This window comes from Candidatus Nanopelagicales bacterium (genome assembly GCA_041393815.1).
Lineage (GTDB): Bacteria > Actinomycetota > Actinomycetes > S36-B12 > JAWKJK01 > JAWKJK01.
In genome coordinates this window covers 68,644-84,202 of record JAWKJK010000004.1, presented here as the reverse complement: position 1 = coordinate 84,202, position 15,559 = coordinate 68,644, and the positions used below count along the sequence as shown (strand labels likewise).

10 protein-coding genes are annotated in these 15,559 nt (G+C 73.2%); 8 read left to right on the top strand and 2 right to left on the bottom strand.

The window, feature by feature from the left end:
- Nucleotides 1–40 precede the first annotated feature (40 nt).
- The gene (locus R2737_12750; protein ID MEZ5117126.1) at nucleotides 41–1,264 is read right to left on the bottom strand and encodes an acyl-CoA dehydrogenase family protein; all 1,224 of its coding nucleotides are present in this window, start codon (nucleotides 1,262–1,264) and stop codon (nucleotides 41–43) included.
- Nucleotides 1,265–1,323: 59 nt separating this feature from the next.
- Between R2737_12750 and R2737_12745 the strand changes: the two genes are divergently transcribed.
- From R2737_12745 to pruA, 6 genes are all read left to right on the top strand, one after another.
- A complete protein-coding gene (locus R2737_12745; GenBank protein ID MEZ5117125.1) occupies nucleotides 1,324–2,418 on the top strand; it encodes a phosphotransferase family protein in 1,095 nt (364 codons plus the stop codon).
- Nucleotides 2,411–3,100 (top strand): HAD family phosphatase, encoded by a 690-nt coding sequence (locus R2737_12740; GenBank protein MEZ5117124.1) that lies wholly within the window; start codon nucleotides 2,411–2,413, stop codon nucleotides 3,098–3,100. The genes R2737_12745 and R2737_12740 overlap by 8 nt, the downstream gene beginning before the upstream one ends.
- A 152-nt stretch (nucleotides 3,101–3,252) precedes the next feature.
- Nucleotides 3,253–4,668 carry a wax ester/triacylglycerol synthase family O-acyltransferase gene (locus tag R2737_12735; GenBank protein ID MEZ5117123.1) on the top strand — a complete coding sequence of 472 codons (1,416 nt, stop codon included), beginning with the start codon at nucleotides 3,253–3,255 and terminating at the stop codon, nucleotides 4,666–4,668.
- A gap of 2 nt (nucleotides 4,669–4,670) precedes the next feature.
- Nucleotides 4,671–5,678 (top strand): patatin-like phospholipase family protein, encoded by a 1,008-nt coding sequence (locus R2737_12730; GenBank protein MEZ5117122.1) that lies wholly within the window; start codon nucleotides 4,671–4,673, stop codon nucleotides 5,676–5,678.
- Nucleotides 5,679–5,690: 12 nt separating this feature from the next.
- On the top strand, nucleotides 5,691–6,170 hold the full coding sequence (locus R2737_12725; GenBank protein MEZ5117121.1) for a hypothetical protein: 480 nt from the start codon (nucleotides 5,691–5,693) through the stop codon (nucleotides 6,168–6,170).
- Between the two features lie 121 nt (nucleotides 6,171–6,291).
- Nucleotides 6,292–7,917, top strand: a complete 1,626-nt coding sequence (gene pruA, locus R2737_12720) for an L-glutamate gamma-semialdehyde dehydrogenase (GenBank protein ID MEZ5117120.1) — start codon at nucleotides 6,292–6,294, stop codon at nucleotides 7,915–7,917.
- A 22-nt stretch (nucleotides 7,918–7,939) separates the two neighbouring features.
- Here the strand turns inward: pruA and R2737_12715 are convergent, their stop codons facing one another.
- Nucleotides 7,940–8,461, bottom strand: coding sequence for a DUF2505 domain-containing protein (locus R2737_12715; GenBank protein MEZ5117119.1), 522 nt, complete (start codon nucleotides 8,459–8,461; stop codon nucleotides 7,940–7,942).
- A gap of 191 nt (nucleotides 8,462–8,652) precedes the next feature.
- Between R2737_12715 and R2737_12710 the strand changes: the two genes are divergently transcribed.
- Both R2737_12710 and R2737_12705 read left to right on the top strand, forming a co-directional pair.
- On the top strand, nucleotides 8,653–13,602 hold the full coding sequence (locus R2737_12710) for an NAD-glutamate dehydrogenase (protein ID MEZ5117118.1): 4,950 nt from the start codon (nucleotides 8,653–8,655) through the stop codon (nucleotides 13,600–13,602).
- Between the two features lie 2 nt (nucleotides 13,603–13,604).
- On the top strand, nucleotides 13,605–15,392 hold the full coding sequence (locus R2737_12705; GenBank protein MEZ5117117.1) for an alpha/beta-hydrolase family protein: 1,788 nt from the start codon (nucleotides 13,605–13,607) through the stop codon (nucleotides 15,390–15,392).
- Nucleotides 15,393–15,559: the final 167 nt, after the last annotated feature.

The window sequence follows — 15,559 nt, the reverse complement described above, 5'->3', positions numbered from 1 at the left end:
GGGATCGCTGGCCGAACGTTCCACCCGTGCGGGCGGGGCGCTAGTCCTGGTCGGGGCGGTAGCCGCCGAGGACCGACCGGGCGACGGTGCGCACGTGCACGTCGTCCGGTCCGTCCGCGATCCGCAGCGTCCGGGTGGCGGCGTACAGCGCCGCCAACGGGGTGTCCTGGCTGACGCCGGCCCCGCCGAAGGCCTGGATGGCGGTGTCCAGCACCTGCAGCGCGGCTCGCGGGGCGATGACCTTGATCGCCGCCACCTGCCGGCGGGTCAGCGGGTCGGCGATCCCCCGGGTGTCGATGAGCCAGGCCGCCTGCAGGACCAGCAGGCGCGCCTGGTCGACGGCCATCCGGCACTCCGCGACCCGCTCCTGCCACACGCCCTGCCGGGCCAGCTCCTTGCCGAACGCGACCCGGTTCCACAGCCGCTCGCCCATCAGGTCCATCGCGCGCTCTGCGATGCCCAGCGCCCGCATGCAGTGGTGCACCCGGCCCGGGCCGAGCCGGGCCTGGGCGATGAGGAAGCCGTCCCCCTCGGAGGCGAGGAGGTTCGTCGCGGGCACCCGGACGTCGAGGAAGACGACCTCGCCGTGCCCGTGCTGGTCCTCGTACCCGAAGACGCTGAGGTCGCGCACGACCTCCACGCCCGGCGCATCGGCCGGTACCAGGATCATCGACTGGCGCCGGTACGGGTGCGCCTGCGGATCGGTCTCTCCCATGAGGACGTACACCGCACAGCGCGGGTCCAGCGCGCCGGTCGTCCACCACTTGCGTCCGTTGATGACGTACGAGTCCCCGTCGCGCACGATCGAGGTGCGGATGTTGCGCGCGTCGCTGCTGGCGACGTCCGGCTCGGTCATCGCGAAGCCGGAGCGGATCTCCCCGGCCAGCAGCGGCTCCAGCCAGCGCTCCTTCTGCTCCGGGGTGCCGAACATGTGCAGCACCTCCATGTTCCCGGTGTCCGGGGCGCTGCAGTTGAGGGCCTCCGGCGCGATCTCCGGCGACCGCCCGGTGATCTCGGCCAGCGGTGCGTAGTCGGTGACCGTGAGCCCGCTCTCGTCCGGCAGGAACAGGTTCCACAGCCCGAGGGCACGCGCCTCGCGCTTGAGGTCCTCCACCACCGGGGGCAGGTCGTGCGGCCGGCCGGCCGCGGCGAGCTCCACCCGCTGGCGGGCATACACCTCCTCCGCGGGGTGGACGCGCTCGGCCATGAAGGCCTCGAGCTGGGCGATCTTCTCGGCGGCGGCGGGGGAGGGCGCGAAGTCCATACCCGGCATCCTGTCGCAGCCGCTGCGGCGGCCCGCGCGAGCCCTCCTAGGATCGCCGTGTGGCGACGTCGGAGGGGACCAGGGACGAGGCGGTCGACCCGGTCGGGCTTGCCCGGTGGCTGCACACGCAGGGGGTCCTTCCGGACGGTGCCCCGGCGCTGGCCGTGCGGCCCCTGGGAGAGGGCCACAGCAACCTGACCTTCGCCGTCGAGTCCGGCGAGCGGCGCTGGGTGCTGCGTCGCCCGCCGCTGGGTCCGCTCCTGCCCACCGCCCACGACGTGGTGCGCGAGTTCCGCGTCCTGGAGCTGCTGGCGCACTCCGAGTCGCCGGTCCGCGTGCCCGCGGTGGTCGCCGTGTGCGAGGACGACGGCGTCATCGGCGCACCGTTCTACGTGATGGAGACCGCGCGCGGCACGGTCGTGCGCGCGGACCCGCCCGCCTGGCTGACCGACGGCGCCCCGGACATGCTCGAGCAGCGGCACCGCGGGCTCGGTCTCGACCTCGCCGACGCACTCGCCGAGATCCACCGGGTCGGCTGGGAACCGTTCGTCGCCGCGGGGATCGGGCGGCCCGGCGGCTACCTGGAGCGCCAGCTGCGCCGGTGGGTGGGACAACGGGAGGGCATCCAGGCCGCGGTCGCCGCCGCCGGCGGGACCGCGCGCGACCTGCCCGACTACGACGCGGTCCGCGACTGGCTGCGCGAGCACCTGCCGCCGGAGCAGGAGCCGGCCGTCGTGCACGGGGACTACAAGCTGGACAACGTCGTCGTGGTCGGTCCCGAGGACGGCGGTCCGCGCATCACCGCCGTCCTGGACTGGGAGATGGCGACGGTGGGCGACCCGCGGGCCGACCTGGGCTACCTGCTGTCGTTCTGGCCCGAGCCCGGGGAGGAGCATCCCTTCGCGGACCTGATGGCCGTCGGGGACGGCTACCCGACGCGCGAGGAGATGGCGGCGCGCTGGTCGGCCGGCACCGGCCGCGATCTCGGCGACCTCACCTGGTTCCGGACCCTGGCGGTATGGAAGCTGGCGATCCTGCTGGAGGCGTCGTACCACCGCTGGCTGGCCGGCATGTCCGACGACCCGTTCTTCGCGCGGCTCGACGTCGGGGTGCCCGCGCTGCTGGCGTATGCGAGGAGGGGCTGCGGTGCCTGACCCGACCGACCCGAGTGGGGTGCGACTGTCCCCGGACTCCTCGCTGCGCGGCCTGGTCGTCGACTGGGGCGGCGTGCTCACCGGTGACCTGCGCGCGGCCGTGCGGACCTGGGCCGAGGACGACGGCATCGACATCGAGGCCTATGTCGGGGTGCTGCGCGACTGGCTCGGCGACCCGGTGGGGGCCGAGGCCCGTCTCAACCCGGTGCACGCCCTGGAGCGCGGCGAGATGGAGGTGCCCGACTTCGAGGTGCGCCTCGCCGCCGAGCTGAGCCGGCGCGCCGGGCAGGAGTACCGCGCGGAAGGCCTGCTGCACCGGATGTTCGCCCACTTCGAGCACGCGCACGACATGAGCGGCCTGGTCCGCCGGGCCCACGCGGCCGGCATCCGTACCGCGCTGCTGTCCAACTCCTGGGGCAACGACTACCCGCGCGACGGCTGGGACGAGATGTTCGACGCGGTGGTCATCAGCGGCGAGGTCGGCATGCGCAAGCCCGAGCCGCGCATCTTCGAGCACACGCTGTCCCTGATCGACCTGCCGGCCTCCGAGTGCGTGTTCGTGGACGACCTGCAGCCGTTCGTCGACGCCGCCGTCTCGCTGGGCTTCGTGGGCGTGCGGCACGAGTCGTACGAGCGCACCGCCGGTGAGCTGGAGGCCCTGTTCGGGCTGTCGCTGGCCTGATCCGGGGCGCGGGCGCGCCGTCGGCGCGCGGAAGCGGCCGGTCGGCCGCGGATCGCGGAGGCGGGCGTGCCACGATGGGGACGCACGCCCGGCGCGTCGACCGTCCCGGTCCCGCGGGCGGGTCCTGGGTGTCCTGGTCTCGAGGAGGTGCGGTGGCCGACCGGCTGAGCCCCCTCGACGTGCACTTCCTCTACCTCGAGGAGCCCGAGACCCCCATGCACGTCGGGGGCGTCGAGGTGTTCCAGGCCCCCGAGCTCGGGTTCGACTACGACCGCCTGGTCCGGCTCGTGCGGGAGCGGATCGCGTACGTCCCCCGCTACCGCCAGCGGATCCGCTGGGTCCCCGGCCGGCTGGCCAACCCGGTCTGGGTGGACGACGAGCGCTTCGACGTGACCTACCACATCCGCCGCTCGGCGCTGCCCCGCCCGGGCACGGACCGCCAGCTCTACGAGCTGGTCGCGCGGATCATGAGCCGACCGCTGGACCGGTCCCGGCCGCTGTGGGAGATGTACCTGATCGAGGGCCTGGAGGGGGACCGGTTCGCGATCCTCACCAAGAGCCACGAGGCGATGGTCGACGGGCTCAGCGCGGTCGACATCGGCCAGGTCATCCTCGACGCGACACCCGAGCCGCGGCAGGTGGCCCCGGACGCGTGGCGACCCGCCGCCGAGCCGACCCGGCTGGAGCTGGTGGCGGGCGCGCTGTCGGACACGATCCGCCGCCCGGCCACGGCCCTCGACACCGTGCGCGAGGGTGTCGGCGACGTCAAGGAGACCCTCGTCGGCGTGGGCCGGCAGGCCGTCGGGGTCGTCACGGCCACGCTGAACGCGGCCCGTCCGACGCAGAGCAGCCCGCTGCTGGTCGAGCTCGGGGAGCACCGCCGCTTCGCGACCGCGACCACCGAACTGGAGGACTACAAGCGGGTCCGCCAGGCGCACGGGGGCACCATCAACGACGTCGCGCTCGCGGTCGTCACCGGCGGCCTGCGGTCCTGGCTGCAGACCCGCGGGCTGGCCCTGGACAGCCGGCGCGAGGTGAAGGCGCTGGTGCCGGTCAGCGTGCACGGCGAGGGCGACGGCTACGGCGAGCAGCGGGTGGCTGCCTTCACCTGCGACCTGCCCGTCGGCGAGCCCGACCCGGTCGTGCGGCTGCAGCGGATCGCGTACGAGATGGGGCAGCACAAGGAGTCCGGCCGGATGCTCGGCGCCCGGGCCATCGTCGGTCTGGTCGGCTTCGCCCCGCCGACGCTGCACGCCCTGGGCACCCGCGTCGGGGCGGAGTTCGGCCGCCGGGTCTACAGCCTGGTCGTCACCAACGTGCCGGGGCCGCAGTTCCCGCTGTACGTCGCCGGGGCGCGGATGCTCGCGTCGTACCCCGTCCTCCCGCTGGGCAAGGGGCAGGCGGTGACCATCGGCCTGACCTCGTACGACGGCTCGGTGTACTTCGGGCTCAACGCCGACCGCGACGGCATGCCCGACGTCGAGGTGCTCGCCCACTGCCTGGAGGACGCGCTGGACGAGCTGGTCGAGACCACGACGACGCACGGCCGGCACGGGACGGTGGGCTGACGGTGACGGTGCGCCGTCCCCGCCGGGGACTCGTCCTCGGGGCTGGCGGGATGCTCGGCGGCGCGTGGTCGGTCGGCGCTCTGCGCGCGCTGGAGACCGTGCACGGGATCGACCCGCGCGAGTGCGACGTCGTCGTCGGGACCTCGGCCGGGTCCGTCCTGGCCGCACTGGTCTCCGCGGGCGTCTCGGTGCAGCACATGATCGACCACCAGCGCGGCATCCCGGTGACGGACGGCCCACTGGCCGGCTACTCCTGGGACTACGAACGCGCCACCGGCGGCACCCGACCAGGTCTGCCCAGGCTGCTCGGGCCCGGGTCGGCCAAGCTCATCGGCAACAGCCTGCGCCGGCTGCGCCAGATGCCCCCGACGGCGGTGCTGTCCGCCTGGATGCCCGCCGGCAAGGGGTCGCTCGAGCGCGTGGGCCACCTCATCGACGGCATCACGCCGATGGGCGAGTGGTCACCGCACGACAACTGCTGGATCGTGGCGATGGACTACGAGAGCGGTAAGCGGGTCGCGTTCGGCCGGCCGGAGGCGCCGCAGGCGCCGCTGTCGCTGGCGGTCATGGCGTCCTGCTCCATCCCCGGCTGGTTCGCACCGGTCGACATCCACGGCCGGCCGTACGTCGACGGCGGCGCGTGCTCGGCGACGTCGGTCGACCTGGTGTCGGGCATGGGCCTGGACGAGGTCTACGTCGTCGCCCCGATGGTGTCGTTCCACTACGACAAGCCCGACACGGTGCTGGCACGGCTGGAGCGCCGCTGGCGGGTGCAGGTCACCAAGCGCTGCCTGACCGAGGCGGAGAAGGCTCGAGCCGCCGGGGCCGCGGTCACGATCCTCGGTCCCGGGCCGGAGGACCTCGAGGCCATGGGCGGCAACGTGATGGACGCCTCCCGGCGGCTGCGGGTCCTGGAGACCTCGCTGCGCACCAGCGAGGAGGCGCTGCGCGACCCGGACCACTATGGCCCGGACCACCTCGGCCCGGACGACTTCGCCGACGTGGGCTGAGGCGGGCGCGGCGTGGCCATGGTGCGGGCGTTCGTGCCCACGACCCTCGACGGGCTGCGGGCGCTGGCCTCGGACGGGGCGGTCCCGGCGGGGAGCCCGGCGGCCCTGCCGACGCCGGGGCTGCGCGCGCTGCCGGCCGCCGCCGGGGCGGACGCCGAGGAGCTGGACTACCTCGCGCTGCGGGTCGCCGCCGCGGAGTCCCTGCGGCTGCTCGCCGGGTCCGGTGCGCAGCGCCCCGCGGACCTGCGCCGGGTCGTCCTGGCCGTCGACGTCCCGCCGAGTGAGGTGGCCGAGATGGATGCGGCCGGGACCGGACGCGTCCGGCTGGCCGCGCCCGTCCCGCTCGGCCGGGTGGCCGCGGTGTTCGTCGACGAGCCCTCGGCGTCGGCCGCGGTGGGCGACGCGGTGGCCGCGGGCGGGACCCCTGACGCGGTGGCCGACGTGGACCTGCTCTGGTACGCCACCCAGGAGATCCCGGACCTGGCCGGCTGACCGGGCCGACCGCGCGGACCGTGGTGCGACCGCCGCCCGCGGCAGGGCAGGATGAGGACGCACGCGGTCGCCTGCGGGCCGTCGTGCGCAGCCGTCGAGCGTTCGAGCCAGGAGGTCGGCCGTGGATGCCGTGACCCGTGTTCCCGTCGCCGTGAACGAGCCGGTCCACGCGTACGCCCCCGGCAGCGCCGAGCGCGCGTCCCTGGAGCGGCGGCTGAGGGAGCTGCAGGGCGACCCGATCGAGCTGCCGATGACCGTCGGCGGCGAGAGCCGGATGGCCTCGGGTCACCGGGTGGACGTCGTGCAGCCGCACGCCCGGCACTCCGTCCTCGGCGTCACCGCGGACGCGACGCACGACGACGCGCGCGCGGCCATGGACGCCGCCCTGGCCGCAGCGCCCGACTGGCGCGCCATGTCCTTCGACGACCGCGCCGCGGTCTTCCTCAAGGCGGCCGACCTGCTCTCCGGTCCGTGGCGGGACACGCTCAACGCCGCCACCATGCTGGGCCAGTCGAAGACGGTGCAGCAGGCCGAGATCGATGCGGCCTGCGAGCTCATCGACTTCTGGCGCTTCAACGTCCAGTTCGCGCGGGAGATCCTGGCCGAGCAGCCGATCTCCTCCCCGGGCGTGTGGAACCGGGTGGACCACCGGCCGCTGGAGGGGTTCGTCTACGCGATCACGCCGTTCAACTTCACCGCGATCGCCGGCAACCTGCCGACGTCACCGGCCCTGATGGGCAACACCGTGGTGTGGAAGCCCGCGCACACGCAGCAGTTCGCCGCGCACTTCCTGATGCGGCTGCTGGAGGAGGCCGGCCTGCCGCCCGGCGTCATCAACATGGTGACCGGGCACGGCGCCAACGTGTCCGACGTGCTGCTATCCGACCGCGACCTCGCCGGCATCCACTTCACCGGCTCCACCCGGGTGTTCCAGATGTTCTGGAACACCATCGGCACGAACATCCAGGGCTACCGGGCCTACCCGCGCATCGTCGGGGAGACCGGCGGCAAGGACTTCGTTCTGGCTCACCCGTCCGCGGACCCCGCGGTGCTGGTCACCGCGCTGACCCGGGGCGCCTTCGAGTACCAGGGCCAGAAGTGCTCGGCCGCGTCCCGCGCGTACGTCCCGCGCAGCGTGTGGGACCGCATGGGCGACGAGGTGCTGTCGACCGTGGACTCCCTGTCGATGGGCCCGACCACAGACCTGTCCAACTTCATGGCCGCCGTCATCGACGACCGCGCGTTCGCCAAGCTGTCCGGCGTCATCGACCGGGCGAAGGCGGACCCGACGGTGACGATCGGGGCCGGGGGGACGTACGACGACTCCGAGGGCTTCTACATCCGGCCGACGGTCCTGCTGGGCAGCGACCCGACCAAGGAGTACTTCGTCGAGGAGTACTTCGGCCCGGTGCTCGCGGTGCACGTGTTCGACGACGGCGACTACCACGAGGTCATGACGCAGATGGAGGGCATCGCGCCGTACGCGCTGACCGGGTCGATCATCGCCCAGGACCGGGCGGCGATCGCCGAGGCACAGTCGTTCCTGCGCTTCGCGGCGGGCAACTTCTACATCAACGACAAGCCCACCGGCGCGGTGGTGGGCCAGCAGCCGTTCGGCGGCGGGCGCGCGTCCGGCACCAACGACAAGGCCGGGTCGGCGCAGAACCTGCTGCGCTGGACGTCCACCCGGGCGATCAAGGAGACGTTCGTCCCGCCGACGGACCACCGCTACCCGCACATGGACTGAGGCGCCCCGTCGGCGCCGGGCGTCAGGTCCCCGCGGCGGCGCCGGCGCTGCCGTCCAGCCAGGTGGCCGCGAACTGCTCCTCCTTGGCGAGGAACCGCTCGGTCCAGTGCTGGGCGACGCCCTCGACCTTGCGGCCGACCAGCGGCACCGAGGCGCTGATCCGTCCCTGCGTGTGCACCGAGCTCTCGTCGCCGTCCGGCGCCAGCCGCAGGGTGCCGCTGAACGCCAGCGGCTGGGAGCCGAAGTCGATGTCGAACGTGGCGGACCGGGCGCCGTCCGCGTCCGGCGGGCTCCAGCGCTGGGTCTCGGTGAGCTCGAGCTGGTCGCCCACGAACCGGCGCACGAACGACGGCAGGTTCGCCGGCATGACCCGACGGCTGACGATCTGCGCCCCGCCGTCCTCCCCGGCATCCACGTGGGCCTCGACCTCCAGCGCCCCGGTCGCCCGGCCCTTCGCGGTGACGTAGTCCGCGTCGGACAGCATCGCGAACACCGTGTCGGGGGCCGCGTCGAAGCGCTGCGTCCAGGTGAAGTCGGTCGCCATGCCGCTCCCGTCGTGGGTCGTGCGGGCCCAGGGGTCGGGTCCGTGCCGGTAGGGGTGGCCCGGTGGGACGGGGCCCGGGATCCAGCATGCCGTAGCGGAGCGCGCGAGCACCGCCCGGGAGGTCCGCGGCCGACTACCCTGAGCGGCGGTCCCGCACAACGGCGTGCGGGTCGAGCGAAGAGGCGATTGCGGTGACCGACGTCGTGCCCACGACCAGCCCCGGGGGCGACCACCCCCTGCCCCCGGAGTCCTTCGTCACCAGCGTCGTGGACCGCCACGACGCCGCCCTCGCGGACCTCAAGCGTCGGACCGTCGAGCTGGCGCACCGCACGCACGCCTCGATCCCCGGGCTGCGCGAGCTGCTGTCGCATTACTACCGCCACGTGGTGGCCGAGGACCTGCTGACCCGGACCCCCGAGGACATCCTCGGCCCCGTCGTGTCCCACCTGCGCGAGGCCGAGGACCGGCCGCAGGGGACGTCGGTGGTGCACGTGTTCACCCCCAGCGACTCCGAGCACGGCTGGTCCACCGGGCACACGGTGGTCGAGATCGTCACCGACGACATGCCCTTCCTGGTCGACTCGGTGTCGATGGAGCTCGCCCGGCAGGGACTGCCCATCCACCTGGTCATCCACCCCCAGCTGGTGGTGCGTCGCGACGTCGTGGGCAGGCTGCTGGAGGTCCTCGACCTCGACCCCGGCGACCGGGAGTCGTTCCCGCCCGACGCGATCGTCGAGTCGTGGATGCACTTCGAGATCGACCGCCAGCCCGACCCGGAGGTCCGCGCCCGGACCGAGGAGAACCTCCAGCGGGTGCTCCGCGACGTCCGCGAGTCGGTGGAGGACTGGCCGCGCATGCGCCAGGAGGCGGCCGCGCTGATCGACCAGCTCGAGGCGAACCCGCCGCGCGGAGTGGACCAGCAGGAGGTCGCGGAGTCGCTGGAGTTCCTCCGCTGGCTGGTGTCGGACAACTTCACCTTCCTCGGCCTGCGCGAGTACGACCTGGTCGGCGAGCCGGGCGAGGAGGCGCTGCGGGCGGTGCCCGGGACCGGGCTCGGCCTGCTGCGCGCCGACCAGCAGCAGTCGACCGCATTCGCGAAGCTGCCGCCGGAGGTGCGGGCCAAGGCGCGCGAGAAGCACGTGCTGGTCCTGACCAAGGCCAACACCCGCAGCACCGTGCACCGCTCCGCGTACCTGGACTACGTGGGCGTGAAGCGCTTCGACGAGGACGGCAACGTCACCGGCGAGCGCCGGTTCCTCGGGCTCTACACCGCCTCGGCCTACACCCGATCGGTCCTGCGCATCCCGATCCTGCGCGAGCGGGTCCAGGAGGTCATCGCCCGCTCCGGGTTCGTGCCCGGCTCGCACAGCGACAAGGACCTCCTGCAGCTGCTCGAGACCTTCCCCCGCGACGAGCTGTTCCAGGTCAGCGCCAACGAGCTGCTGACCATCGCGCTGGCCGTCCTGCACCTGAAGGAGCGCCGGCGGACCCGGCTCTTCATGCGCCGCGACCCGTACGGCCGCTTCTGGTCCTGCCTGGTCTACCTGCCGCGCGACCGCTACACCACCACGGTGCGGCTGCGGATCGAGCAGATCCTGCGCGAGGAGCTCGGCGGGGTGACCGTCGACTACACCGCCCACGTGTCCGAGTCCGTGCTCGCGCGGCTGCACTACGTGGTCCGGGTGGCGCCGGGCACCGTGCTGCCCACGGAGGTGGACGTCACCGAGCTGGAGCAGCGGCTGGTGGCCGCCACGCGCAGCTGGCGCGACGACTTCTCCGACGCCCTGCAGGACCAGGTGGGGGAGGCCGAGTCGGCGCGTCTCATGCTCCGCTACGCCGACGGTTTCCCCGAGGCGTACAAGGAGGACTTCCCCGCCCGCACCGGCGTCGCGGACGTGCTGCGGCTGGACGCCATGGGCCCCGACGACACCGCGCTGAACCTCTACCAGACCTACGCGACCGACCCGCTGGAACGACGGCTGAAGGTCTACCGCACCGGTGCCCCGGTGTCACTGTCGCGGGTGCTGCCGGTCCTGCAGCAGATGGGCGTCGAGGTCGTCGACGAGCGTCCGTACGAGATCGACCGCACCGACGACAGCCCCGTGTGGGTCTACGACTTCGGGCTGCGGTTCCGCGAGGCCATCACCCAGAACCCGTTGACCCTCAAGGAGAGGTTCGAGGACACGTTCCGGGCCGCCTGGGACGAGCGCACCGAGCCCGACGGCTACAACGCGCTGGTGCTGAACGCCGGACTCACCTGGCGGCAGGCCATGGTGCTGCGCGCGTACGCGCGCTACCTGCGTCAGGCCGGCTCCCCGTTCGGGCAGGACTACGTCGAGTCGGTGGTCATCGCCAACGTGGCGATAGCGCGGCTCCTCGTCCAGCTGTTCGAGGTGAAGTTCGACCCCGACGCGCCGGGGGACCGTGACCAGCAGACGCAGTTCGTGGTCGGCGAGATCGAGGCGGCACTGGACGCGGTGGAGAGCCTGGACGCGGACCGGATCCTGCGCTCGTTCCTCGCGCTCATGGTGGCGACCCTGCGCACCAACTACTTCCAGGTCGACCACGAGGGCAACGCCAAGGCCAGCCTGGCGGTGAAGCTCGACCCGCTGCGCATCCCCGACCTGCCCCTGCCACGGCCCCGGTTCGAGATCTGGGTCTACTCGCCGCGGGTCGAAGGGGTCCACCTGCGCTTCGGCCAGGTGGCCCGAGGCGGGTTGCGCTGGAGCGACCGGCGGGAGGACTTCCGCACCGAGATCCTGGGCCTGGTGAAGGCGCAGGCGGTCAAGAACTCGGTCATCGTGCCGGTCGGCGCGAAGGGCGGGTTCTACCCCAAGCGCCTGCCGGACCCGCAGGTCGACCGGGAGGCCTGGCTGGCGGAGGGCGTGGCCTCGTACACGCTGTTCATCTCCTCCCTGCTCGACCTCACCGACAACCTGGTGTCCGGCGAGATCGTGCCCCCGCCGCGGGTCGTGCGGCACGACGACGACGACCCCTACCTCGTGGTCGCGGCCGACAAGGGCACGGCGACGTTCTCCGACATCGCCAACGGTGTCGCGCTGTCCTACGGGTTCTGGCTCGGGGACGCTTTCGCCTCCGGCGGATCGGCGGGCTACGACCACAAGGCCATGGGCATCACCGCCCGCGGCGCCTGGGAGTCGGTCAAGCGGCACTTCCGCGAGCTCGGCGTCGACACCCAGACGCAGGACTTCACGGCGGTCGGCATCGGCGACATGTCCGGTGACGTGTTCGGCAACGGCATGCTGCTGTCGGAGCACATCCGGCTGGTGGCTGCGTTCGACCACCGGCACATCTTCGTCGACCCCGACCCGGTGGCGGCGTCCTCGTTCGTGGAGCGCCGACGGCTGTTCGACCTGCCTCGGTCTTCGTGGGCCGACTACGACACGAGCCTGATCTCGGAGGGCGGCGGGGTGTTCCCGCGCTCGCTGAAGTCGGTTCCGATCAGCGCCCAGATGGCGGCCGCGCTCGGTATCCCCGCCGGCGTCGAGCGGATGACGCCCGCAGAGCTGATGAAGGCGATCCTGTGCGCGCCCGTCGACCTACTCTGGAACGGCGGCATCGGCACGTACGTGAAGTCCGGCGTCGAGACCAACGCCGACGTGGGTGACAAGTCCAACGACGCCATCCGGATCGACGGCTCGGACCTGCGCTGCAAGGTCGTGGGGGAGGGCGGCAACCTCGGACTGACCCAGCTCGGTCGGATCGAGGCCGCGGAGGCCGGCGTCCGCCTCAACACCGACGCCATCGACAACAGTGCCGGCGTCGACACCTCCGACCACGAGGTCAACCTCAAGATCCTGCTGGACCAGGTCGTACGCGACGGCGACCTGACCGAGAAGCAGCGCAACGTGCTGTTGGCCGAGATGACCGACGAGGTGGCCGACCTCGTGCTGGCCGACAACTACGACCAGAACGTCGTCCTCGGCAACGCCCGCACCCAGGCGTCCGCGATGCTCCCCGTGCACCAGCGGATGATCCAGGACCTGGAGCGCCGGGGGATCCTGGACCGCGAGCTGGAGTTCCTTCCCTCGGACGACGTGATCGCCGACCGCGCCGGTCGCGGCCTGACCTCGCCCGAGCTCAGCGTCCTGCTCGCCTACTCGAAGATGGCGCTGGAGGAGGACCTGCACTCCTCGTCGCTACCCGACGACGCGTGGTTCGCCCGCACCCTGCGGGAGTACATGCCGGTCGAGGTGGTGTCGCGCTACGGCGACCGGCTGGACGCCCACCCGCTGCGCCGGGACATCATCAACACCGTCGTCGGCAACGACGTCGTCAACCACGGCGGCATCACGTACATCTACCGCGCCACCGAGGAGACGGGCGCGTCGGCCGACGAGGTGGTCCGCGCCTACACGGTCGCGCGCGAGGTGTTCGACCTGCCCGACTTCTGGCGTCGGATCAACGCGCTGGACAACGTGGTGCCGACCGCGGCGCAGAGCGCGCTGTACCTGGAGTCCCGTCGGCTGCTGGACCGTTCCACCCGCTGGTTCCTCACCAGCCGCGGCGGGTCCATCGACGTCGGCAGCGAGATCGAGCGGTTCCACGACACGGTCGCCCGGCTCGCGCCCGCGGTGCCGGGGGTGCTGCTCGGCGCCGAGCAGGAGCGCCTGCAGCGGCGCGCGGCGGACTACGAGTCGCTGGGCGCCCCGCGGGAGCTGTCGGTGGAGGCGGCCGCACTGCTGGACGTCTTCAGCCTGCTCGACATCACCGAGGTGGCCACCCGGACCGGCGCCCCGGCCGACGAGGTGCTGTCGCTGTACTTCGCCGTGTCCGAGCGGTACGAGGTGGACCGGACCCTCACGCGCATCACCGGGCTGCCCCGCGACGACCGCTGGGCCGCGCTGGCCCGCCAGGCCCTGCGCAGCGACCTGTACGCCGCCATCGCCGGACTGACCTCCCGCGTCATCCGGGCCACCCCGGAGGGCGGGGACCCGGTCGACCGGGTGATGGCCTGGGAGCAGTCGCACGCGGAGGGCCTGTCCCGCGCCCGGGCGACGCTGGACGACATCTCGCGGCAGGAGCAGGTGGACCTAGCGACGCTGTCGGTCGCGCTGCGCACCATGCGCACGCTGGTCACCCAGGGCGGTACACCCGCCGCCCAGGCGGCGAACGGCTGACCGTGGCCCGGCCCGGGTCCGTCGTCCCGTACGGCTCGCACGGGTTGCAGCACGCGACCGTCCCGGTGGCGGTCGCCGCCGTGCCCACGGGGGTCACGCCCCCCGCGGTCGTCTCCACCGTCGGCACCACGGTCGGGACGCACGGGGGTCCGACCCTCGCCCTGGGCGACGCCGCCGCCGTCTCGGCGCGGGTCCGCTGGTCGGCGACGGGCGGGTTCCTCGGCCTACTCTGCTACGCGGCCTCGCTGGGCCCGTCCCTCCTCCCGCGGGACGCCGTCACGCAGGGCGTGGTCAGCGGCCTGGCCTTCGTCACCGGGTACGGCATCGGGGCACTGCTCGGCTGGGGCGTGCGCGCGATCGGCCGCCTGCCCGCCTGGTCGGTGTTCACGCGGCGCACGGTGGCGGTCGGGTTCGTGCTCGCACTCGCCGGGGTGGTGGCGCTCACCCCGGGCCGGATGACCCCGCTGGACGAGCAGGCGGCCGCGGTGGGCACCACGTCGGAGTCGGTCAACCCCTGGCTGGTGCTCGGAGTGACCGTGGTCGTGGTGGTGCTGTTGCTCGCCCTCGGCCGGGTGCTCCGCGGCCTGGCGAGGGCCCTGGCCAGGCCGTGGGCCCGGCTGGTGCGGGACCCGGCCGTCGTACCGGCGACGCTCGGGTGGCTGACGCTGGCGGTGCTCGTCGCCGGTCTGCTGGCGGGCGCATACGCCCTGATGCTGGGGCTGTTCACCGAGATCGACCGGTCCACCGCGGGCCAGACGCCGCCGACGTCGCCGCTGCGCTCGGGCGGTCCGGGGTCGTACGTACCCTGGGACACCCTCGGTGCCGAGGGGCGTGCGTTCGTGTCCGGCGGTCCCACGCGGGAGCAGATCGCCGGCTTCTCCGGCTCGGCCGAGGCGCCGGAGCCGATCCGGGTGTTCGCCGGGCTCGACAGCGCGCCGGACGCGGCCTCCCGCGCCGCCCTGGTGGTGCAGGAGCTGCAGCGCACCGGGGCGTTCGATCGGGCCGCAGTGGTGCTCATCACCACCACCGGCAACGGTTTCGTCGACCCGGTCGCCGCCGACGCGTTGGAGTACGTCGCGTCCGGGGACGTGGCGTCGGCCGCGATCCAGTACTCCGTGCTGCCGTCGTGGCTGTCGTTCCTGGTGGACCAAGGAGCGTCCGGCGAGGCGGGGACCGCGCTGTTCGACGCGGTGTCCCAGGCGGTCTCGGCCCTGCCGGCGGAGCGCCGTCCGGCGCTGTACGTCTACGGCGAGAGCCTCGGGGCGTACGGGGCCCAGGCCCCGTTCACCGGTCTCACCCCGGAGCAGGTGGCATCCGAGGTGGACGGCGCCCTGTTCGTCGGGCCGCCTTCTGCGTCCGCGCTGCGGGCGGCGTGGGTGGCCGACGCCGACGGGGGAACCGCCTGGCAGCCGGTCGTCGGCGGCGGGCGGACCGTGGTGTTCGCCGCCACGGCGCAGGCCGTACCCGGGGACGACCCGGACTGGGGCCCGCGCCGGCTGCTGTACCTGCAGAACGCCACCGACCCGGTGGTGTGGTTCGACCCCGAGCTGGTCGGGACGGCCCCGGGGTGGCTGGACCAGCCCCGCGGGCCCGGGGTGTCGGAGGCCATGGAGTGGTGGCCGCTGGTCACCGTCGAACAGGTGGCGATGGACCTGCCGCCGGCGGTGTCCATGCCGCCGGGATACGGCCACAGCTACGGCGACTCGGTCCCCGTCGGATGGGTGGCCGTGCTCCAGCCGGACGGCTGGACCCCGGCCGACACCACCCGCCTGGTCCAGCTCGTCGGCTGACCGCCGCGCCCGGCGCCGTCCGCCCGGCCGGCGCCGTCCGTCTGGCTGGCGCCCGCCGGCACTCGCCGCCCGCCCCCGCTTGTGGTGCCGGTTGCGTGCGCTGTAGCGCACGCAACCGGCACCACAGCGAAAGTTCTGCGGAAAGTTCTGCGGGAAAAGTTGTTGGT